Genomic DNA, 19,320 nt, shown 5'->3' on the forward strand with positions numbered 1-19,320 from the left:
ATGGGCATGGCGATGGTCATGGCGAAGATCAGGGACGCCTCGGGCGTCCGTCGGGTTCCGCAGCGTGTGGAGCGGCTGGCCGGTCAGGGCCGTTCGAGAACCAGGTGGCTCCATGTCACGTCCGCCCGGCCGAGCGGGTCGCCGCCGTGCGCGAGGTGGAGGGCGGCGAGCCCGTACCGGCGGGCCAGGGCTGCCGTCTCGTCGGCGGTGACGGGGAACATCCGGCGCCCGGGCGGTACGGGTCCGTGCCGCAGGGAGAGGACGACCCGCCCGCCGGAGCCGACGAGGCCGCTCACGGTCTCCATGGCCGCCGGCCTCTCGTCCTCGTCCAGGTGCATCCACACGGCGGTCAGCAGGACCAGGCCGAAACGCCGTCCGAGCAGGGTCCGCAGCCCGGGCAGGGCGTCGTCGATCCATTCGATGTCGCGGTCCGCGTGCAGCCGCCGGCCCACCGCGCGGAGCGCGGCCGTCGGTTCCACGGCGACGACGCGGTGCCCGCGCCCGGCCAGCGCGGCGGCGTCCCGTCCGGTGCCCGCCCCGATGTCGAGGACGGTGCCCGGGCGTTCGGGGAACAGGTGCAGCACCTCGCGGTGCACCTCGGCGAAGTCCACGCTCTCGTACTGCTCGGCGAGCGCTTCGGCGGTCTCACCGTAACCGGCGGTACCGGGCGGGGGGCCGGTGCGGGTTCCGTCATGCATACCGCCGCACTCTAGAGGGCGCTGACGGGCGTGGTGCGAGCCGCACTCGGTCACCGGCGCCGGCGCCGGTCGCGCACGGCGTTCCGGAGCCCGTCCCGCAGCCTCCGGGCCGTCGGGGCGCTCGCGGTGACGAGCAGCCCGGAGAGCAGGTTGCCCAACAGGTCGTGGGTGATGAAGTCGTACACGGCGGTCCGGCGCGCGTCGGCCGTGCCGGACCGCGCGCCGTGCTCCTTCGCGTACGCCGAGGCCACCGACGTCCGGCACCATCCCCCCGGCTACCGGCGTCGTGCGAGGCCGCCGCGCCCCGCCGCCCTCGCGGGCGGTCCGGGTACAGACGGTCCGGTACCGCCGTCCAGTCTGCACCGGCGCGGGGCGGAGGGGAAGCGGGCGAACGAGCGCGAACGCGTCCGGGAGGCAAGGGCGTTCGGGCACGGGGTACGGACGGGATACGGCCCTCGGTCACCCGTAGGAGATGTGCGAGCAGATGTCGTCGTCGGCGGAGCGGGCCTCGTCGGTCACGCGGGAGGGCACGGTGGAAGGTGTCCGCGCGGAGGGCGAGGGGGTGTCCGGTCCCGGGTGGGAGGCGTAGGAGGTACCCAGGGTGACGTCGATCCCCGGTGTGGCAGCGGAGCGCAGTTCGGCGTCCGGGAAGCGGTCGGCAACGGTCCGCGCGCGGTCCTGGAGGCCCGGGCCGTAGGTGACGACGGTCTTCCGCTCGCGGGAGGGCGCGTCGCCGGTGCCGGTGACCGTGAAGCCCGCGGTCCGCAGCTCGCCGGCGGCCTTGGCGGCCAGACCAGGGACGTTCGTCCCGTTGTGGACGCCGACGCTGATGCCGGCGCCGGAGGTGGGCGAGGGCGAGGGCTTCGGTCTCCCGCCGCCGGTCTCCTCGCCGTCGAGGGTGCGGTCGTGCCGCAGCGCGTCCCACAGGGCGTCGGCGTCGGGCTGGACGATCGCCACCCGGTTGCCCTGGTAACGCCAGGGCAGGGTGACGAACTTGGTCTCGTGCAGGTCCACGTTCTTGAGCGACATGGCGAAGGAGAGCAGCTTCCGGGCCGAGTCGAGGCCCGGGTCGACGGTGAGGGAGCGGGTGGCGGCGTCGGCCAGCGGCAGCAGGGTGGTGGGGTCGAAGCCCTCGCCCTTCACCTTTTTGATGAGGGCGCCGACGAAAGCCTGTTGACGCCGGATCCGGCCGATGTCGGACCCGTCGCCCAGGCCGTGCCGCAACCGCACGTAGTCCAGGGCCTTCTGCCCGGACACGGTCTGCGGTCCCTTGGCGAAGATGCGCTCGCCGCGCGATCCGCGGTGGGGGTTGAGGTCCCCTTCGTAGACGTCGCCGGGCAGGCACACCCGTACGCCTCCGACGGCCGAGGTCATCGCCGCGAATCCGGCGAAGTCGACGACGACGGTGTGGTCGACGCGCAGGCCGGTGAGCTTCTCCACCACGTTCTGGGTGCAGGCGGGGTTGCCCTTGGCCGTGAGTCCCACGGAGAAGGCGGAGTTGAACATGGCGCCGGACTTCGGCTCGGTCCACGTCCCGTCCGGGAGGCGGCAGGGCGGGATGTCGACCAGGGTGTCCCGGGGGATGGACACGGCGACGGCGTGCCGCCGGTCGGCGTAGACGTGCAGGAGGAACGCGGTGTCGGAGCGACCGACGTCCCCTTCTCCCCCGCCGAGCGCGCTGTTGGCCCCGGAGCGCGAGTCCGAGCCGATGACGAGGACGTTCCGGCCGCCCTGCCCTCCTGCGGGGCGGTTCTTGGACAGCCCTCCGGCGTCGAAGCTGTCGATGTTGCCGTCGAGCCGGCAGTAGAACCACACGCCTCCCGCCAGCAGCAGGAGGACGCAGGCCGTGGCGGCGACCGCGAGGACGCGTATGCGGCCGCGCCGCCGCCGCTTCAGCCGCGTGGTCCGCCGGCTCGGGCGTGTGATCCGTCGACTCGGGTGTGCGGTCCGTCGGCCGCCGGGACGCTCGGCACCCGTGGCGCGTGTCATACGCACACCTTCATCCGCTTCATCCGCATTTTCATGGTTGCGCAATATAGCAAGTATGAATGACGGCGCGACCGGGCGGCGCCCGGGCCGGGTGCGCGCCACCGCACGGCGGCCGTACGGGACTTCGGCGGGCCGCCCGATGGGTAGGAACTTCCGGGGCGGGCCGCTCCCCGGCCTCGCGCCCGCCTCTCCCTCGCTCTCCCCTCGCCCTCCCCTCGCTCCCGCCCCCGCCCCGCTCCCGCCCGCCGTGACGACGAGGACCGTGCATGCCGAGCGCCGACCCCACGCGGACCGAAGACCGAGCCGACTTCGAAGACGTCCTTGAACAGGGCCTGAGTTCGCCGCGGATCGCCGAGGCGCTCCGGACCACGACCGCCGTCTCCGCCGACCGGCTGCGCGACTGGGCGCTGGAGTCCCGCGCGTCGATCGCCGCCGCCGCGATCCCCGAGTACCGCGCCTACCTGGAGGCCCGAGCGTCGCGCCGGCGCGACGGGCCGTCGCCGCTCGGGAACGGGCTGGGCGCGCTGGCCGTTCTCATCCCGGCGCTCGCGGCAGCCGCGGCGGCGGTGTTCCTCGTCCTCGGCTACGGCTTCCGCCTCCTCGGCGTCCAGGCCCGGCTCGCCCGCGGACTGCAGGCCGCCGGCTGGACGGCGGTCGCGGTGGCGACCGCGGCGGTCCTGCTCGGGGTCGTCGCCGTCCTGGTGATCGCGGTTCGCAACCGCACGGCGCGGCCCGCCGCTTCGGACGGCGAGCGCGTGGCGGCGGCGCGGGCAGCCTGGCGGCGGGCGCTGCTGGAGCGCGGGGTGCTGCCGTTCCTCCGCCACCAGATCGAGGAGGCGGGCCGCCCGGAGTGAACGGGCCGCCGGCCTTGTGCGCGCACCTTGCCTTCCTGCTCGCATCATTCGGTTTCTTGATTGCGCAACCAGGAAACTATAGGGTCCCACCTGGGGATGTCCCCCGTAGCGCCGACTCGACCGATCAACCGTCATCCGGAGGAAGTTCATGGCAGTGACCCTGGCCAAGGGCGGCAACGTCTCGCTGAGCAAGGAGGCGCCGGGCCTGACCGCCGTCACCGTCGGCCTCGGCTGGGACGTCCGCACCACGACCGGCGCCGACTACGACCTGGACGCCTCCGCCCTGCTGTGCGACGCCCACGGCAAGGTGCCGTCCGACCAGCACTTCGTCTTCTTCAACAACCTGCGGAGCCCCGAGGGTTCGGTCGTCCACTCCGGCGACAACCTGACCGGCGGCGGTGACGGCGACGACGAGCAGATCCAGGTCGACCTGGCCGCCGTCCCGGCCGAGGTCGACAAGATAGTCTTCCCGGTCTCCATCTACGACGCCGCCCAGCGCGGCCAGAGCTTCGGCCAGGTCCGCAACGCCTTCATCCGCGTGGTGAACCGCGCCGACGGCCGCGAACTCGCCCGGTACGACCTGACGGAGGACGCCTCCACCGAAACCGCCATGGTCTTCGGCGAGCTCTACCGCCACGACCCGGAATGGAAGTTCCGCGCCATCGGCCAGGGTTACGCCTCGGGCCTCGCGGGCATCGCCCAGGACTACGGCGTCAGGGTCTGAGCCGCCGGGCCCCCGAACTCCCGGGCGGGCGCCGCGCCGAACGCCGTCGCGAACGAGCCACCGGCACGACCCCCGCCCGGAACGCCGTGACCGGCACGCCCGGTCACGGCCCTTTTCTCGTATGGCTGCCGCCACCCGGCAAGTAGCGCTGAGCAGCCGTCGCAACGTTCTGTGCCACAGCTTGACTCCCTCGCCGAGGCCGGGGTGACGCGCGTCTCCCCGGGGAAGGTCTCCACCCGCGCCACCCGGCGCCCCGAGTTGGAGGCCGCCGTGAGGCTCGCCGGCGAACGGCAGGGCTCCCACCACCCCTCCGGCATCGTGTTCACTGTGCTCGCTGCGGTGTCCGGGAAGGAGCGCGAGTACATCCGCGACCGCACTCTCGAAGGGCACGATTCCGCGCGCAAGCGCGGCAAGGCCATCGGCGGCGCGGGCGTCACAGACGAGTCGATTGCGGCCAGGGTTTCCGGCCCCCGCCCCGCACCAGGAGCACCCACTGCCCAGCCGACGGGCCGCTGGGCAGGCTCGGTCTGAACGACCGTCCGGCTCTGACCGCTCCGGTACGACGCATCGACATCCCCGGCCGCTGCTTCTACACCCGACCTCCGGCAACCGGGCGCCTGCGGCAGTGACGCGCCCCGTCCACATGGCACGCGTGATCCGGCACGTCAGGGGACCTGGGCCTCGTCGGAAAGGCCGGACGCGCGCGCAGGGCCTGCAGCAGCACCTCCATGACCAATCGGGATCCGGTACCGCCCGACCCGTAGCGTCCCCACACCGCCGCGAGTTGGAGTTGCTCGCCGAAGGCCTCACGCAGGCGCAGGGCCAGGGCGGTGATGCGCTGCTTCCAGTCGCCCTCGGGGCGGTAGCCGTCCATGACCGTCAGCAGGATCCGGTCGGCAACGGCGCGTAGGAGTTCGGTCTGAACGACTCGGCGTCGCTCGTGCGCAGCAGTTCCGCCGCCGCGTCCAGGATCTCTTCGGTCGACGATCGTTTTCGGCCAGTCATCTCGCCCCTCTCGCCCGGGCCCAGCCCGATCTATGCACTTGCCGATGCACGCGGTGCGTGCATAATCGGTGCAACGCCCTGTTCGCCACAACGTCGCACCCGGCATCCGGCCGGGAGGGGAGAAGGAGACATGAGCGAGCTCACTACCGTGACGCGACCGCCGGAGCCGGACTTCTCGGTGATAACGACCGAGGAACTGCGCGCCTACCGGGAGGCGGAGAACCGCTTCCGGGCCTCCAGCGCGGCGCGGGCGATGCTCGGAGAGCCGGACACCGGTGTCGCGATCGACTGGCAGGAGATCGCGCTGCGTGGCCGCGACCTACCGGTCCGGGTCTACCGGCCGGCACCGACGGGAGACGACGAAGCCGCAGCCCGAACCGACCTGCCACTGGTGGTCCACGTTCACGGAGGCGGCTTCGTGGGCACGGCGGTTCAGTGCGACTGGACCAACAGCCACCTCGCCGCGCGGCTGCCCGCGCTCGTCGTCTCGGTCGAGCACCGCCTCCTCGCCCCCGGCGAACCGCTCGCGAACGCCGCCGACGACGGCTGGGACGTACTCCGGCACGTGGTGCGGCAGGCCGCGCAGTGGGGCGTCGACCCGGCGCGCACGGCCGTCTTCGGTGAGAGCTGCGGCGCGCTGATCAGCGCGCTGACGGCCATCCGCGCCAGAGAGGCCGGCCTGGAGCTCAAGGCGCAGGTGCTGGTCAACCCCGTAGTCGACGTGACCGGGACGATGTTCGACCACCCCTCGATCGCCGAATACGCATACAGCCCCACCCTGGCCCTGCCGCAACTACGGCTCATCCAGCGGCTCGCCGTCCCGCCGGGAGTCGACGCCCGCACAGTCTCGCCGCTGCACGCGGACGCCTTGAGCGGGCTCGCCCCGGCGCTCGTGGTCGTGCCCACCCAGGACCCGGTCGCCGACCATGGTCGCCGCTACGCCGAGCGGCTGCGCGAGGCAGGAACCTCCGTGCGACTTTCCGAATACCCAGGAGCAAAGCACGCGTTCCTCACCCTGCCCGGTGTGGAACCACAGGCCGAGGCAGCCCGGGCGGAGATCCTCGCGTTCCTCCGCGCGGCCCTGGCGAAGTGACGGAGGAACGATGCACCGCACCCTTGGACCCAACGGCCCGGCAATCTCCCGACTCGGTCTCGGCTGCATGAGCATGACCGGCATCTACGGCCCCACTGACCCGCGCGAGGCTGCGGCCACCCTGCTGGAGGCCCTCGATTCGGGCGTCATCATGTTCGACACCGGCGACTTCTACGGCGACGGAGCAAACGAGATACTCCTCGGCCGGACCCTCGCACCGCACCGCGACCGCGTCGTGCTGGCCACCAAGACCGGCGTCCGCCGCACTGCCGAAGGCCTGGTCCCCGCCGGCTCGCCCGACGATCTGCGGCGTGCCTGCGAAGCCTCGTTGCGCCGGCTGCGCACCGATCACATCGACCTGTACTACCTCGCCCGCATCGACCCGGCCGTCCCCGTCGAGGAGTCCGTCGGCGCCCTGGCCGACCTGGTCGCCGAGGGCAAGGTGAGCCACATCGGCCTGTCCGAAGTCTCGGCCGCCACCCTCCGCCGCGCCCACGCCATCCATCCGATCAGCGCCGTCCAGACCGAGTACTCGCTGTGGGAACGCCACGTCGAAACCGACATCCTGCCCACGATCCGCAGTCTCGGCACCACCCTGATCGCCTACAGCCCTCTCGGCCGCGGCCTGCTCACCGGGGCCGTCCGCGCCACCACGCGCTACGAACCCGGCGACTTCCGCGCCACTGCCCCCCGCTACAACGGCGACGGCCTCAAGGCCAACCTGGCCATCGTCGACGCCATCACCCACCTCGCCGCCACCAAGAGCGCCACCCCCGCCCAGATCGCCCTCGCCTGGCTCCTCAGCCGCGGCGACGACGTCATCCCCATCCCCGGCAGCTCCCGCCGCCCCCACCTGCGCGACAACCTGGCCGCCCTCGACCTGCACCTGACCGCCACCGACCTCGGCGACATCGACGCCGCCGTCCCCGACACCGGGGCCAAGGGGGCCCGATACAGCGACCACGGCATCGCCCTGATCGACCAATGAGCAGAGAAGCACCCTGATGACGAAACCACCCCATGCACGAGCACCGCTCGGCGTGGGCACTGACCAGATGCGCCTCGATCGGCGCCTGAGGGACAGGAGCAGTCATGTTCGACGACCTTGACCTTTCGTTGCCGGCCCGTCGCCCCGGAGCGAAGTGGAGCCGGGCCGAGCCGGGTGTGCTGCCGGCATGGATCGCGGAGATGGACTTCCCGCCGGCCCCCGCCGTGCAGGAGGCCCTCATTCGGTGTGTTCACGAGGAACTGGGATACCCCTCGTGGGACGGGCACCCCGAGCAGATCCCCCTGCGGGGCGCCTTCGCCGAGCGCATGCGCGAACGCCACGGCTGGGTGCTCGACCCAGGCCACGTCCGGGAGTTCACCGACATCAACCAGGGTCTCCAGGCCGTCCTGCGCGTCGCCACGCGCCCCGGCGACGGCGTCGCCCTGCACACTCCGGCATACCCGCCCTTCCTGAAAACGGTGACGGGCATGGAGCGGCGCCTGCACCCCGTCCCGTACATCCTTCAGGACGAAGGCTGGGTCTTCGACGCCGAACGGCTCGACCGGGAGCTGGCCGACAGCGGCTGCCGGGTGCTGCTGCTGGTGAACCCGCACAACCCGACCGGGCGCGTGCTGCGCCGCCAGGAACTGGAGACGATCGCCGAACTGGCCCTGCGCCACGACCTGCTGGTCATATCCGACGAGATCCATTCCGACCTCGTGCACAGCCCGCACCGGCACATCCCCTTCGCCTCCCTGTCGCCCGAGGCGGCCTCCCGGACAGTGACTCTGACCTCCGCGACCAAGGCGTTCAACGTGCCGGGGGTACGCTGCGCCGTCGCGCACATCGGCGCGGCCGATGTGCGCGCGGCCCTTTCGGTCCCGACCCATCTGTACGGCGAGCCCAACACCTTCGGCGTGGCCGCCACCTTGGCGGCCTGGCGGGATGGTGACTCCTGGCTGTCACAGCTGCGGCCGGTCCTGGACCGGAACGCCGCGCGAGTGCGTGAAGGGCTGCCGCGCGGCATCGGATACCGCGTCCCGGAGGCCGGCTTCCTCGCCTGGCTGGACTGCCGCGCCCTCGATCTCCCCACCGACCCGCACACATTCTTTCTGGAGAAAGCCCGTGTCCTGCTGAATGACGGCCGGACCTTCGGTCCTGACGGCGAGGGCTTCGTCAGGCTCAACTTCGGTACGTCACCGGACCTCCTGCGGGACATCCTGGGCCGTATGCGCGAGGCCGTGGGCTGACGGCGTTCTCAGGCCGAACCGGCCGCGGTCGCCCACGCGAGTCGTCATCGGTCTCGCGGGCGGGGCGATCCGCTGCCCGCCTTGCGCTGCACCGCAGTCGATGTGGTCACCACATCCTGGCGAGTGAGCCCCTGAGTGGCGTGAAGATCCAGATCGTTGCCAGATGATTACTCAGCGCTCCTTGTCGGGTGGCGGCAGCTATACGAGAACAGGGCCGTCACCGGTAACGTCACCGGGATGACCGCGACCTCCGCGAACCTCCTGTCCCGGGCCCTCGACGCCCCCGGCGAACCGCCCTTGCGACCGCTGCCGCCCGTGGTGGCGGAACTCCTGCGGACCCTGGGAGCACCACCGCGCCTGGCGGCGCACCTGCGCGCGGTCCACGACGTCGCGGCCCAGCTGACCGACTGGCTGCGGGACCGCCACCCGGACGCGGCCGTCGACCACGGCGCCGTCCTCTTCGGCGCGGCGACCCATGACGTCGGAAAGGTCCTGCACCCCGAGGAGTTGACGGGACCCGGCTCGGCCCACGAGGAGGCGGGCCGGGACCTGCTCCTGAGTCACGGCTTCAGCCCCGCGACGGCCCGGTTCGCCGCCACCCACGCGAGCTGGGCCGACCCGGCCGTGACGATCGAGGACCTCCTGGTCAGCACGGCCGACAAGATATGGAAGGACAAGCGCGTCCCCGACCTGGAGGACAGGCTCGTCCGCGTGTTGGCCGACGCCGGCGGCCGGGAGCCCTGGCAGGAGTACCTCGCCCTTGACGACCTCCTCACCCGCCTCGGCGCGGACGCCCCCCACCGGCTGGCCTTCCAGGCGGCGTTTCCCGTGCACGGCTGAGCCCGCCGGGCTGCGCTCTTCCGCCCGTGACGCCCGGTGTGTACGGCCGCGCGCCGCGACGGCCCGCGGGGCGATAACCCGGTGCCATCCGCCGCCCGGCCGCATAGGATCCGGGCACCTGACACGCGGCCTGACCGGAGCCGCGTCGCCCCTCCCCTGGAGACGACATGAGCAGCGCCCTTCTGGTGATGGACGTCCAACGGGCCGTCGTGGACATCGCCGTCGACGACTCCGGGTACCTGCCACGTCTGCGCAGGGCGATCGACGGGGCGCGGGCCGCCGGCATACCCGTGATCTACGTGGTCATCGCGCTGCGGCCCGGCTTTCCGGAGGTCGGTACGCGCAACAAGCCGCTCGCCGCCATCGCGCGGGACGGTCTCTTCGTCGAGGGGGAGCCGGGCACGGAGATCCACCCCGATGTCGCGCCCCGGCCGGGCGAGGTGGTGGTGACCAAGAGGCGGGCGAGCGCTTTCTCGGGCAGTGATCTGGACGTGGTGCTGAGGGCGCGCGGTATCGACAGCCTCGTCCTCACCGGCGTCGCCACCAGCGCCGTGGTGCTGGCCACCGTGTGCCAGGCGAACGACCTGGACTTCGGTCTCACCGTCCTCTCCGACGCCTGCGCGGACACCGACCCGGTCCTGCACGGCGTCCTCACCGAGCGGCTGTTCCCGCAGTGGGCGGATGTCGTCGCCGTCGACGACTGGCTCAAGACGGTCGCGCCGCGGTAGTGGCGGAAGGTGCGGAACGGGACGGCTTCGCGTGCGTCCTGCGGGAGTTGAGCATGGCGGACGCCGCCACGGCGTCGGAGGTGCGGGATGTCGGCCGTCGGGCCTACGCGGTCGAGGCCGGGCTGATCGGTTTCGCCGGCATCCCGGCCCTGCGGGAGAGTCTGGAGGAGATGCGGGCCCAGCCCCTGCGCTGGCTCGGCGCGGTCACCGGGAGCGGCCGGGTCGCCGCGTTCGTCGCCTGGCGGGAGCCCGGTGAGGGGACGGATGGGGAGGCGGTCGTCGACGTGCACCGCGTGTGCGTCGATCCGCCCTGGTTCCGTCGCGGACTGGCCTCACGGCTGCTGCGCCACCTGCTCGACGAACTGGCCCCGGCACACGACGTGGCGGTGAGCACGGGTGCGCGCAACCACCCGGCCGTGGCGCTGTACCGGCGGCTCGGTTTCGTCCGCGTCGGCGGTTTCGAGCCGGTTCCGGGAGTGCCCGTCTCCCGGTTCCGGCTGACGCGGCGGTCCGCGACGGACTGAGCGGCTTATGCGGTCGCGGAGTCGCCGGTAAGGGTGCGCGCATGCGATGCACTCCGACGGACGAACGACGACTCCAGCCGTAGTACTCTCAGCGAAGTGGCTCACGCTTAGTACTACGACCGGAGTACCTGACATGGCACGACGAAACGACCAGCGCCGCGCCGCCCTCGTCGACGCCGCGATCGAGGTGCTGGCCCGGGAAGGCGCGCGCGGCCTGACGTTCCGGGCGGTGGACGGCGAGGCGGGGGTGCCCGCCGGAACCGCGTCCAACTACTTCGCCGGCAGGGACCAGCTCCTCACCCAGGCCGGTGCCCGCGTCTACGAGCGGCTCCAGCCCGACGAGGCCACGATCGCCCGGCAACGGGCGGCCGGCCGCGACCGGGAGACCTACACGGAGCTGATGCGCGAGCTCGTCGGCCGCGTGGCCTCCTTCCGGACCGGGTACCTGGCCCTGCTCGAACTCCGGCTGGAGGCCACCCGCCGCCCCGAGCTGCGCGAGGTCCTCACCGAGCGGGTCCGCGCGGACCTCGACGCCAACCTCGCCTATCACGCGGCCTCCGGCCTCCCCGGCGACGCCATGGCGGTCAAGCTCCTCATCGCGACGCTGAACTGGCTGATCGTCGAGCAGCTCACCCTGCCGGACGTCTTCTCCGAGGCGGAGCGCGACGAGTTGGTCCGGGCAGCCGTCAACCGGATCGTGACGGAGGAGGAGTAGGCGAGCGGCTGCCGTCCGCGGCGGAGCAGCGCGATATTCGTGTGCGTGGACGAGCGGCGCTCCGGTAGCGTGCCGGCCATGTCGAGCCCCGAAGCATCCAGGGCGGGGGCTGCCGGTCACGCCGTCAGCTCCCTGCACCACTGATTTCCGCAGCCGCAGCCGCAGTTCTTCCTTCCGGACGGTTGCCGGACGGTTGCCGCACGCGTGCCGGACGCATACCGGACACGTGCGCCCAGGGTGCTGACCGCGGTGACGAGACGAGCCTTTCCGCGCCTCTCCTCACCTCGGAGCCACTCGATGCCCCTCCCCTTGTATCTGCTCGCCCTGGCGGTCTTCGCCATGGGAACCTCCGAATTCATGCTGTCCGGCCTCGTCCCGGACATCGCCTCCGACCTCGGCGTACCGCTCGGTACGGCGGGCGCGCTCACACCGGGCTTCGCGATCGGGATGGCCGTCGGCGCCCCGCTCGCGGCCGTCCTCACCCGCGACAGGCCGGGGCGCGGCAACCTCCTGCTGTTCGTCCTCGGGTTCGCGGCGGCGCACGCGGTGGGGGCGGTCGCGACGAGTTTCCCCGTGCTGTTCGCGACCCGGGTCGTCGCCGCGCTCGCGAACGCGGGCTTCCTCGCCGTCGCGCTGACGACCGCCGCCGGTCTGGTGCCGCGCGACCGGAAGGGCCGGGCGCTGGCCGTCCTGCTGTCGGGGACGACGCTCGCCACGATCGCCGGCGTCCCCGCCGGAGCGCTGCTCGGCACGCTGCTCGGCTGGCGGGCCGCCTTCTGGGCGGTGGCCGCGCTCTGCCTGCCCGCGGCCGTCGGCATCGTCACCGGTCTGCCCGCCCTTTCCCCGCGGGAGGACGCGGCCGGCAGGCCGGCCCTCCGCGCGGAGTTCGCACGGCTCCGCAGCCCTCGGCTGCTCCTGGTGATGCTGCTCGGCGCACTGGTCAACGCGGCGACCTTCGGGAGCTTCACCTTCCTCGCCCCCGTGGTGACCGAGCGCGCCGGGCTGGGCCGGCTGTGGGTCCCGGCCGTCCTGGTGCTCTTCGGGGCCGGTTCCCTCGCCGGTGTCACCCTCGCCGGGCGGTTCGCGGACCGGCGCCCGGGCCCGGTCGTCGCGGTGGGCGGCCCGCTGCTGCTCGTCGGCTGGCCGGCGCTGGCCCTCCTGGCCGAGCGGCCCGCCGCCCTGCTCGTCCTCGTCTTCGCCCTGGGCGCCCTGTCGTTCGCGCTGGGCAGCACGTTGATCACACGGGTCCTGTACGAGGCGGCGGGCGCGCCCACGCTGGCGGGCGCGTACGCGACCGCCGCCCTCAACACCGGCGCGGCCGTCGGACCGCTCCTCGCCGCCACCACCCTCGGCACGGGCCTCGGCACCGTCGGACCGCTGTGGGCCGGCGGCGGACTCGTCGCGGTGGCCCTCTCCCTCGCGCTGCCCTTCCGCGGGGTCGTCTCGGGTGAGCAGAGGAGGGGTGGGAGGAGGACCGGCGCGGCGGTCCGCTGACGCAGTCCCCGTCCGCTCCCCACCGGCGTCCGCCCCGCCCGCTTTCCGCCAAGTTCCCCGGCGGGGCGATGACGGCGCCGGTGGCCTTCTCCCGGGCGTCCCGGCGCCGCCCGGCCCTCCCGGTCCCGAACGGACCGTCGGCACGGGTGGCCGGTTTCCCTCCCCTCTCGCCCTCCTCCTTCCGGTTCCGCTCAACGGGTGGGCGCACCACGGGAGTCCTGTCTCCCGTACACACCTCTCATCCCACAGTGAGCGACAGAAGCGACAGAACGGAGACCGCAGATGAGCAGCGCAAGGACCCTGCGCGGGGCCCTGGTCGCCGCGGCGGCGGCCGTGACGGTGGCCGCGACCGGCGTCACCTCGGCCGTGGCCGCCCCGGCGGCGGTCGCACGCACTTCGCACCAGGCGACGCAGGCCGCGCTGGAGGCGCACGTGCGCGCCGGAATACCCGGGTTGCTCGCGGAGGCCCGCGACGAGAGCGGGCGGTGGAACGGCTCGGCGGGCGTCGCCAACACGCAGACGCATCGCAAGCGGCTGCCCCAGGACCGCTTCAGGATCGGCAGCATCAGCAAAGTGTTCAGCTCGGTCGTCCTCCTCCAGCTCGAAGCGGAGGGCAAGGTCGACCTCGACGACACGCTGGAGCGCAGACTGCCCGGCGTCGTCCGGGGCAACGGGAACGACGGCAGCCGCATCACCATCCGGCAGGTGCTCAACCACACCAGCGGCCTGTACAACTACACGGACGACGAAGGCATCCGGAAGTCGCTCAGCACGGACTTCCTCAAGCACCGCTACGACACCCGGAAGCCGGCCGACCTCGTGCGCACGGCCCTGTCGCACCAGCCGGACTTCAAGCCGGGCACGAACTGGCACTACTCCAACACCAACTACCTCCTCGCCGGGATGCTCATCGAGAAGCTGACCGGCCACTCCTACGCCGACGAGATCGGGCGCCGCGTCGTCAAGCCGCTGGGGCTGCGCGCCACCACGCTGCCGGGCACCTCGCCGGGCGTACCGGGCCCACACGGGCGCGCGTACAGCAAGCTGTTCGACGACTCGTCCCCGAAGGTCTACGACACCACCGAGCAGAACCCGTCCTGGGCCTGGGCGGCCGGCGAGATCATCTCCACCACGGGTGACCTCAACCGTTTCTACAGCGCCCTGCTCGGCGGCCGGCTGCTGCCCGAGCGGCAGCAGCGCGAGCTGCTGACCGCCGTTCCGAGCACGGGCGACGCGGGCCAGACCGGGTACGGGCTGGGCATCATGCGGGCCGTCACCTCGTGCGGCACGCCGGTCTGGCTGCACAGCGGCGGCATCCACGGTTCGACGTCGCTGGCCGTCTCGTCGCCCGACGGGCGGCACACCGCGGCGTTCAACCTGAACGGTGACTGGGGCGGCGACCTGGCCGCCCTCGTCGACGCGGAGTACTGCGGCACGAGCAAGCCCACCCCGGACACCCGTGACCGGCGGAACGACCACCGGGCGCTCCAGCGGCTGACCGCGCTGCGCTGATCCGACGCGGCGGGCGGGGCGGCTCGTCCCCGTCCCGCCCGCCCGGGGTGCCCCAGATGCGCCTCACGGGTGCGGGACCACCGCGACCGGGCCGGGCGCGTGGTGCAGGGCCGCCAGGGCGACCGGGCCGAGGCGGTGGATGCCGTGCCGCCCGGGCAGCCGGCGTCCGACGACCACGAGCGCCGCCCCGGCGCCATGGGTGAGCAGCACCTGGGCCGCGCTGCCCGTCTCGACGTGCACGGCCACGTCGACCGCCGGGTGGCGTTCGCGCCACGGGCGCAGGATCTCGTCGAGGCTCCGGCGCTCGCGTTCGCCCATCCCCTCGTCGTCCTCGGCGAGCCACAGGGAGCCGGGGCTCCAGGCGAAGACCGGTGGAACCGTCCAGGCCCGTACCGCCCTCAGCCGCGTGCCCAGGCGTTCCGCCGCGGCGAAGGCGAAGTCCAGCACCGGAGCGACGCGTTCCGACAGGTCCTGTACGCCTACGACGACCTCGCCCGTGGTCACGTCGTCCGCCGGACCGTCCGCGTACCGCCCGCTCCCCCACCGGTCGTCGTCGCGCGGACCGCGGACCACCACGACCGGGCCGGTGGCCTGGCGCAGCACGTGCAGGCCGACGGAGCCGAGCAGGTGGCCGACGACGGTGCCGTGGCCGCGCGAACCGAGCACCAGCAGGTCGGCTCCGGCCGCCTCGGCGATGAGGGCGGGAACCGGGTCGGCGGCGACCTGCCGGGTGGTGACGGTGAGTTCGGGGAACTCCTTGGCCGCCCGCTCCCCCGCGTCACGCAGGACGCCGGCCGCCCAGCGCTCGCGCGCGGCGGCGTCCTCGGCGGGGACCACGGCACGGGGGCGCCGTACGGAGGCGTGCACCAGGCACAGCTCCATGCCGCGCCGCGCGGCCTCGGCCGCCGCCCAGTCGGCCGCGGCGCGGCTGTGGTCGGTGCCGTCGACTCCGACGGCGATGGTGCCGGGCATGGGACCCTCCTGAGACACGGGAGCGAGGCGTCGGACGTCGGGCGTCGGACGTCAGGCGGGAGTGACCGCCGCGTCCACCGTGACTGCCGGGACCGGCTTTCCGGGAGGGGCCGAAGGGCCCCGACCCGGGCCCGAACGGGCCGATCGTCAGGCGCCGCTCAAGGGCTGACCGCCAGCACCACGTACGCCGCCAGAAGTGACAGGTGCACGCCACCCTGGAGCGGTGTGGCCCGGCCCGGGATCACCGTGAGGGTGCCGACGGCGACGGTGAGGGCGAGCAGGACCATGTGGGTGGCGCCGAGGCCGAGGACGAGCGGGCCCTCCAGCCAGACCGAGGCCGCGGCGACCGCCGGGATGGTCAGGCCGATGCTGGCCATGGCGGAGCCGAGGCCGAGGTTGAGGCTGGTCTGGACCCGGTCGCGGCGGGCCGCGCGGACGGCGGCGATGGTCTCCGGGAGCAGCACCAGGAGGGCGATGACGACGCCGACGACGGACGCCGGGAGGCCGGCCGCGGCCACGCCGGACTCGATGACCGGGGAGACCCCCTTGGCCAGGCCGACCACCGAGATCAGGGCGACGCCCATCAGCCCGAGGCTGGTCAGCGCGGTCCGGGCGGACGGCGGGTCGGCGTGGTCGTCGGTGTCGATGACGTCGCCGGCGGCCGTCACGGGCAGGAAGTAGTCCCGGTGCCGTACGGTCTGGGTCGCCACGAACAGGCCGTAGAGGATCAGCGCCGCCAGCGCGGCGAAGACCAGCTGGGCGGCGGAGAACTGCGGCCCGGGGGTGCTGGTGGTGAACGTCGGCAGGGCCAGGCTGAGCCCCGCCAGGGTCGCCACGGTGCCGAACGCCGCGGCCGTCCCCTCCGCGTTGAAGACCGCCACGCGCCGCCGGAGCGCTCCCACCAGCAGGGACAGGCCGACGATGCCGTTGCAGGTGATCATCACGGCGGCGAAGACGGTGTCCCGGGCGAGCGAACTGCTCTTGTCGCCGCCGTCGGCCATCAGCGTGACGATGAGGGCCACCTCGATGACGGTCACCGCCAGGGCCAGGACGAGCGAGCCGAAGGGTTCGCCGACCCGGTGGGCGACGACCTCCGCGTGGTGCACCGCGGAGAGCACCGCGGCGGCCAGGCAGCAGCTCACCAGGGCCACGAGGCCGGGCGACAGCGACCGCCCCCAGGTCAGCGCGAGGACGGCGGCGGCCAGGACGGGCGCGCCCACCGGCCAGTGCGCCAGGAGGGAGCGGAACCGAGCGCTCATGTGCCGATCCTCGCAGATCGCCCGATACGCGCACGTTTTCCGCGGACGCCCGCCCCCTTCCGCCTCTGCCACCCCTGCCACCCCCTTCCGCCTCTGCCACCCCCTGCCGCCCCTACCGCATGACGATCACCGTGTGTGATGCGATCGTCCGCATATCGGACGAGCCACGCACCGGCTCACCCGTTTGCCCATAATCGAGACCTCCCGATCTCGCATATTGGACAGGCATGACCATGAGCCGGACACTGACGCCCTCCCCGCCGCCCTCCGGCGGCGGTCCCGCGACCGACGCACCGCCCGTCGGCGGCGCGGCCCTCGACGACCGCGCGACCGCCGCCCCGTCGGAGCCGAACCCCTCGGGCTCGCTGTCGAACGGGCTCAAGCAGCGGCACCTGTCGATGATCGCGCTGGGCGGGGTCATCGGCGCGGGTCTGTTCGTCGGCTCGGGCGCCGGCATCGCCGCCGCCGGGCCCTCGATCGTGCTCGCGTACGCCGTGTCCGGCCTGCTCGTGATGTTCGTGATGCGGATGCTCGGCGAGATGTCCGCCGCCAACCCCGCGTCCGGTTCGTTCTCGGTGCACGCCGACCGGGCGATCGGCCCGTGGGCCGGGTTCACCGCCGGCTGGATGTTCTGGACACTGCTGGTGGTGGGCGTGGCGATCGAGGCGATCGGCGCCGCGCACATCCTCCAGGGGTGGTTCCCCGGCACCCCGTCCTGGATGTGGGTGCTGATCCTGATGGCGCTGTTCTGCGGCAGCAACCTGGGCTCCGTCGCGCACTTCGGCGAGTTCGAGTTCTGGTTCGCGGCCCTGAAGATCGGCGCCATCGCCCTCTTCCTCGGCCTCGGCGTGCTCGCGATCCTCGGTGTGCTGCCCGGCAGCGACTCCCCCGGCACCGCGCACCTCCTGCACGACGGCGGCTTCCTGCCCACCGGCACCAACGGGCTGCTGATCGGGCTGCTCGCCTCGGTCGCCGCCTACGGCGGCCTGGAGACGGTCACCATCGCCGCCGCCGAGTCCGAGAACCCGGTGGGCGGCGTGGCCAAGGCCGTCCGGACGACGATGTGGCGGATCGGCGTCGTCTACGTCGGGTCGATGCTGGTGATCGTCACGCTGCTGCCGTGGCACGACAAGGCCGTCACCGAACAGGGTCCGTACGCGGCCGTGCTGGACCGGCTCGGCGTCCCGGGCGGCGGACAGATCATGAACGTGGTGGTGCTGATCGCGCTGCTGTCGGCGATGAACGCCAACATCTACGGCTCGTCGCGCATGGCCTACTCGCTGGTCGCGCGGGGGCAGGGTCCGAGGTTCCTGGCGAAGGTGTCGGGCGGGATCCCGCGCCGCGCGGTGCTCGCCTCGTCCGGCTTCGGGTTCTTCGCCGTCCTGCTCTCCTTCTGGTGGCCCACCACCGTCTTCGCCTGGCTGCTCAACATGGTCGGCGGCGTCGTGCTGGTCGTGTGGGGGTTCATCGCCGTCTCCCAGCTGCTGCTGCGCCGCCGGCTGGAGCGCGAGGCGCCCGGCAGGCTGGTGGTCCGGATGTGGGGCTTCCCGTACCTGACGTGGGTGACGCTGGCCGGGGTGGCCGGGGTGCTGGTGCTGATGACGCTCGACGCGGACACCCGGGTGCAGCTGTACTTCACAGGCGGCCTGGCGCTTGCCCTGGCCCTGGTCGGACGGCTGCGGCAGCGCGCCGGGAGCCGCTGACCGGCCGCGCCCGCCACGACGACCGCCGGAGAGGCCGTTTCCCGTAGGGACGGGGAGCGGCCTCTCCGGCGTCTTGAGCGCCGACCGCCGTAGCGACGGCAAGGGACCGCCCGTCCTGGCCGGAATGACCCGGTCACCTGCCGCTGGCAGGTTTTCGCTCTCGCCCTCCTCCCCGCGGCCCGGTTGACTCGGCCCACGCAGCCGCACGGTAGAACGTTGCACGAACTTGCGTGCGGCACATCGTCACGTCCACGGAACCGCCCAGCGCGCCACCGACCGCCTGAGGAGTCACCGTGAAACGCCTGCACACCGCCTTCGCCCTGAGCACCGCCGCCCTCGCCTGCGCCGCCGCCCTGGCGACCCCGGCCGGCGCCGCCGGCCACGCCCCCGTCAAGTCCGCGAAGTTCTGCACCTACATCGTCGACACCGGCCAGTCGGGCTGCTTCTCCAGCGAGTCGAAGGCCGCCGCCGCCTTCGGCGCCCGGACGCAGGCATACAAGGACCTCGGCAGAATCTGGAGCGACGCCAACTCGGGCGGCAGCCAGCTCACGTTCCGCGGCAGCCAGGGCTGCGGCTGGCGCTACCCGGAGTTCGCGAGCCTGGGCAACGGATGGAACGACACGGTCAGCTCGGCCCAGGGGCTGGCCTGCCCGATCACCCTCTGGGAGCACAGCGACTTCCGCGGCGCCCACCAGACGTACCACGGCTACAACGCCTACGTCGGCGACGGCATGAACGACAAGGCCAGCTCGGTCAGCTTCGACCTCAACTGACCTGGTCGCCTCCCCGCCCGTCCGGGTACCGCCGGCCGCACGCGCGCCGGCCGGTGCCCGGGCGTTCGCCATTCCCCAACGCGCCCCCGCCGGACCCGAGTAGGGCGCGTCACACGCATGGCGGCCGGATCTCCGGGCAGCCGTCGGTTCAGGAGATCGAACACGCGACGGCGCGAGCGGCTGACGACGTCAGGAACCG

The 19,320-nt window shown here is 72.9% G+C and carries 19 protein-coding genes and 1 pseudogene; 14 read left to right on the forward strand and 6 right to left on the reverse strand.

Annotated elements, in window-relative coordinates; genetic code table 11:
- Positions 1-83: 83 nt before the first annotated feature.
- The 3 genes from J7W19_RS00985 to J7W19_RS00995 all read right to left on the reverse strand — a co-directional run bounded on the left by J7W19_RS00985 (position 84) and on the right by J7W19_RS00995 (position 2,687).
- Positions 84-698: a class I SAM-dependent methyltransferase gene (locus J7W19_RS00985; RefSeq protein WP_004944750.1), complete on the reverse strand. Its 615-nt coding sequence runs from the start codon at positions 696-698 to the stop codon at positions 84-86.
- Positions 699-748: 50 nt separating this feature from the next.
- Positions 749-949: a hypothetical protein gene (locus J7W19_RS00990; protein WP_004944748.1), complete on the reverse strand. Its 201-nt coding sequence runs from the start codon at positions 947-949 to the stop codon at positions 749-751.
- Positions 950-1,157: 208 nt separating this feature from the next.
- Positions 1,158-2,687, reverse strand: a complete 1,530-nt coding sequence (locus tag J7W19_RS00995; protein WP_004944746.1) for an LCP family protein — start codon at positions 2,685-2,687, stop codon at positions 1,158-1,160.
- A 266-nt stretch (positions 2,688-2,953) separates the two neighbouring features.
- Here J7W19_RS00995 and J7W19_RS01000 point away from each other — a divergent pair, with 266 nt between their 5' ends.
- The 3 genes from J7W19_RS01000 to J7W19_RS01010 all read left to right on the forward strand — a co-directional run bounded on the left by J7W19_RS01000 (position 2,954) and on the right by J7W19_RS01010 (position 4,796).
- On the forward strand, positions 2,954-3,541 hold the full coding sequence (locus tag J7W19_RS01000) for a hypothetical protein (RefSeq protein WP_004944741.1): 588 nt from the start codon (positions 2,954-2,956) through the stop codon (positions 3,539-3,541).
- Between the two features lie 148 nt (positions 3,542-3,689).
- Positions 3,690-4,265 carry a TerD family protein gene (locus J7W19_RS01005; RefSeq protein WP_004944738.1) on the forward strand — a complete coding sequence of 192 codons (576 nt, stop codon included), beginning with the start codon at positions 3,690-3,692 and terminating at the stop codon, positions 4,263-4,265.
- Between the two features lie 171 nt (positions 4,266-4,436).
- Positions 4,437-4,796: a recombinase family protein gene (locus J7W19_RS01010; protein ID WP_004944735.1), complete on the forward strand. Its 360-nt coding sequence runs from the start codon at positions 4,437-4,439 to the stop codon at positions 4,794-4,796.
- A gap of 149 nt (positions 4,797-4,945) precedes the next feature.
- Here J7W19_RS01010 and J7W19_RS01015 read toward each other — a convergent pair.
- A pseudogene (locus J7W19_RS01015) lies at positions 4,946-5,270 on the reverse strand (TetR/AcrR family transcriptional regulator C-terminal domain-containing protein); the annotation flags it as partial.
- Between the two features lie 130 nt (positions 5,271-5,400).
- Here J7W19_RS01015 and J7W19_RS01020 point away from each other — a divergent pair.
- The 9 genes from J7W19_RS01020 to J7W19_RS01060 all read left to right on the forward strand — a co-directional run bounded on the left by J7W19_RS01020 (position 5,401) and on the right by J7W19_RS01060 (position 14,414).
- Positions 5,401-6,363, forward strand: a complete 963-nt coding sequence (locus tag J7W19_RS01020) for an alpha/beta hydrolase (protein ID WP_004944730.1) — start codon at positions 5,401-5,403, stop codon at positions 6,361-6,363.
- A 10-nt stretch (positions 6,364-6,373) separates the two neighbouring features.
- Positions 6,374-7,351 (forward strand): aldo/keto reductase, encoded by a 978-nt coding sequence (locus J7W19_RS01025; protein ID WP_040889750.1) that lies wholly within the window; start codon positions 6,374-6,376, stop codon positions 7,349-7,351.
- A gap of 104 nt (positions 7,352-7,455) precedes the next feature.
- Positions 7,456-8,601, forward strand: coding sequence for a MalY/PatB family protein (locus tag J7W19_RS01030; RefSeq protein ID WP_004944723.1), 1,146 nt, complete (start codon positions 7,456-7,458; stop codon positions 8,599-8,601).
- Between the two features lie 237 nt (positions 8,602-8,838).
- On the forward strand, positions 8,839-9,441 hold the full coding sequence (locus tag J7W19_RS01035; protein ID WP_004944719.1) for an HD domain-containing protein: 603 nt from the start codon (positions 8,839-8,841) through the stop codon (positions 9,439-9,441).
- Positions 9,442-9,608: 167 nt separating this feature from the next.
- Positions 9,609-10,169 carry a cysteine hydrolase family protein gene (locus J7W19_RS01040; protein WP_040889747.1) on the forward strand — a complete coding sequence of 187 codons (561 nt, stop codon included), beginning with the start codon at positions 9,609-9,611 and terminating at the stop codon, positions 10,167-10,169.
- Between the two features lie 53 nt (positions 10,170-10,222).
- The gene (locus J7W19_RS01045; protein ID WP_063825793.1) at positions 10,223-10,693 is read left to right on the forward strand and encodes a GNAT family N-acetyltransferase; all 471 of its coding nucleotides are present in this window, start codon (positions 10,223-10,225) and stop codon (positions 10,691-10,693) included.
- 133 nt (positions 10,694-10,826) lie between these two features.
- Positions 10,827-11,408, forward strand: a complete 582-nt coding sequence (locus tag J7W19_RS01050; protein WP_004944711.1) for a TetR/AcrR family transcriptional regulator — start codon at positions 10,827-10,829, stop codon at positions 11,406-11,408.
- 297 nt (positions 11,409-11,705) lie between these two features.
- The gene (locus J7W19_RS01055) at positions 11,706-12,902 is read left to right on the forward strand and encodes a Cmx/CmrA family chloramphenicol efflux MFS transporter (protein ID WP_004944708.1); all 1,197 of its coding nucleotides are present in this window, start codon (positions 11,706-11,708) and stop codon (positions 12,900-12,902) included.
- A 282-nt stretch (positions 12,903-13,184) separates the two neighbouring features.
- Entirely contained in the window at positions 13,185-14,414 is a 1,230-nt protein-coding gene (locus J7W19_RS01060) for a serine hydrolase domain-containing protein (RefSeq protein ID WP_004944706.1), read from the forward strand.
- Positions 14,415-14,477: 63 nt separating this feature from the next.
- Here J7W19_RS01060 and J7W19_RS01065 read toward each other — a convergent pair whose 3' ends face one another.
- Positions 14,478-15,386: a universal stress protein gene (locus J7W19_RS01065; RefSeq protein WP_004944703.1), complete on the reverse strand. Its 909-nt coding sequence runs from the start codon at positions 15,384-15,386 to the stop codon at positions 14,478-14,480.
- A 158-nt stretch (positions 15,387-15,544) separates the two neighbouring features.
- The gene (locus J7W19_RS01070; RefSeq protein ID WP_004944698.1) at positions 15,545-16,645 is read right to left on the reverse strand and encodes a calcium:cation antiporter; all 1,101 of its coding nucleotides are present in this window, start codon (positions 16,643-16,645) and stop codon (positions 15,545-15,547) included.
- A gap of 233 nt (positions 16,646-16,878) precedes the next feature.
- On the opposite strand from J7W19_RS01070, the gene J7W19_RS01075 reads away from it, so the two are divergent.
- Together J7W19_RS01075 and J7W19_RS01080 are read left to right on the forward strand one after the other, a co-directional pair.
- Positions 16,879-18,348 (forward strand): amino acid permease, encoded by a 1,470-nt coding sequence (locus tag J7W19_RS01075; protein WP_004944695.1) that lies wholly within the window; start codon positions 16,879-16,881, stop codon positions 18,346-18,348.
- 293 nt (positions 18,349-18,641) lie between these two features.
- Positions 18,642-19,121, forward strand: coding sequence for a hypothetical protein (locus J7W19_RS01080; protein WP_004944692.1), 480 nt, complete (start codon positions 18,642-18,644; stop codon positions 19,119-19,121).
- The last annotated feature ends 199 nt before the right edge of the window (positions 19,122-19,320 follow it).

The sequence above is a fragment of the Streptomyces mobaraensis NBRC 13819 = DSM 40847 genome (genome assembly GCF_017916255.1).
GTDB classification, from domain to species: domain Bacteria; phylum Actinomycetota; class Actinomycetes; order Streptomycetales; family Streptomycetaceae; genus Streptomyces; species Streptomyces mobaraensis.